Annotated in this window: 1 protein-coding gene; it reads right to left on the reverse strand. The window is 66.2% G+C overall.

The genetic code is table 11. The features are described from left to right. Positions 1–2,062 (reverse strand): molybdopterin cofactor-binding domain-containing protein (locus tag EOA86_RS32315; RefSeq protein ID WP_164892214.1); only part of this gene is annotated, 2,062 nt, incomplete at both ends.

A 2,062-nucleotide genomic window follows, 5' to 3' on the forward strand; every position in this document is an offset into this window, starting at 1 on the left:
CAACGGCAGTGTGCGGATGCGCTTTCCGGTGGCGGCGAAGATCGCATTGAGGACGGCCGGCGCGGCGACCGCTATGGTCGGCTCGCCGACGCCGCCCCAGAAGCCGCCGGACGGCAGTATGATCGTCTCCACCTCCGGCATCTCGGCCATGCGCAGAACCTCGTAGCTGTCGAAGTTCTCCTGCTCCATGCGGCCGCGATTGACCGTGCACTCGCCGTAAATGCAGGCGGAAAGGCCGTAGACGAAGGAGCCCTCGACCTGCCGCTCCACCTGTGCGGGATTGACGACATGACCCGGATCGGTGGCCGCCACAATGCGGTGGATCCTGAGCTGCCCGTCGGTGACCGAAACCTCCGCTGCCGCCGCGACAAAACTGCCGAAACCCATGATCTGCGCGAGCCCGCGGTGAACACCCGCTGCGGCCGGGGTGTCCCAGCCGATCCGTTCGGCAACCGCCTCCAGCACAGCGAGATGCTTCGGATGTTTGGCCATCAGCTTGCGGCGGAAGGCGAGCGGGTCGACGCCGGCCGCATGGGCGAGTTCGTCCATGAAACACTCAACGTAGAGCGCGTTCTGGTTGAGGTTCACGCCGCGCCAGAATCCTGGCGGGATCGGCGGGTTGCGCATCGCATGGTCGACAAGCAGATTGTCCACCGTATATCCCAGCGTGCCTTCCGTGCCGGCGAGCACGAGGCCCTGAAAGACCACCGGGTCCATACCGTTCTGCATGCCTTCCGGCCGCACTGCGGCAAGGATCGACTGGCCGGATATGCGCATGTGCAGAGCGGTCAGGTTGCCGTCCGCGTCAAGCGAGCCCGTCAGTCGGCATCGCGTGGTCGGGTGATAGGCGCCGTGCAGCATATCCTCTTCGCGCGACCACATAAGCTTTACTGGCGTTCCTGGCACCTGCTTGGCAATGCTGACCGCCTGGCGCACATAGTCCTGGAAGTTGCCGCGCCGGCCGAAGCCGCCGCCGAGATGGATCTTGTGCACCTCGCATTGCTGCACCGGCAGGCCTGCGGCCTCGGCCGCTGCAGCAAGGCTCGCCTCGCCATTTTGGGTCGGCACCCATACCTCGCAGCGCTCCGGCGTGTAGAGCGCCGTCGCGTTCATCGGCTCCATGGTCGCGTGGTTCTGATAGGGGTAGGCATAGGTCGCCGTGACCGTCCGGCCGGCGGCGGACAGGGCGGCACCCGCGTCACCTTGCTCGGCGCCAATGAAGGCATCATTTGCGGCGAGGCCCTCTTCGAGCATCGCCGCGATCGAGGCGCTGGTGACCTGCCTGTTGGGACCTTCGTCCCAGACGACCGGCAGGGCATCGAGAGCGGTCTTCGCCCGCCACCACGTGTCGGCGACAACGGCAACGGCGGTTTCGTCGACCTGAACGACGGTGCGCACGCCGGGCATGCCTGCGACTGCCGCCGCGTCGAAGCTCTCCACCTTGCCGCCGAAATACGGACAGGCCCGGATCGCCGCGTTGAGCATGTTCGGCAGCTTGAGATCAACACCGTAAACCTGGCTGCCGTTGAGCTTGTCGGCCGTGTCGAGCCGCGGCAGCGGCTTGCCGGCTATGGTCCAATCCTTGGGGTCCTTCAGCGTGATGTTGGCGGGCGGCGTCATCCGCGCGGCGGCGGCGGCCAACTGACCATAAAAGGTGGCGCGATCTGATGCTGCATGCGTGACCATGCCCATCCTTGCAGTGCATTCGCTGGCCGGCACGCCCCATTCGGCGGCCGCTGCGGCAATCAGCATCTCGCGCGCAACGGCGCCACCAATGCGCACATACTCGTGCGACTCGCGGACACCGCGGCTGCCCCCGGTCGAGAAATTGCCCCACACGCGGTCGCGTGCGAGGTTCTGGGCCGGCGACGGATATTCGGTCGTGACCTTTGACCAGTCGCAATTCAGCTCCTCGGCGACGAGTTGCGCCAGGCCGGTCAACGTCCCCTGCCCCATCTCGGAACGGGCGATGCGGATGACAACCGTATCGTCGGGCCTGATCACCACCCAGGCATTGATCTCCGGCGCGGTCTCGGCGCCCTCGGCAGGTGCCGGCTTGATG

It is taken from the genome of Mesorhizobium sp. M5C.F.Ca.IN.020.32.2.1 (assembly GCF_004023105.1).
GTDB lineage: Bacteria > Pseudomonadota > Alphaproteobacteria > Rhizobiales > Rhizobiaceae > Mesorhizobium > Mesorhizobium wenxiniae.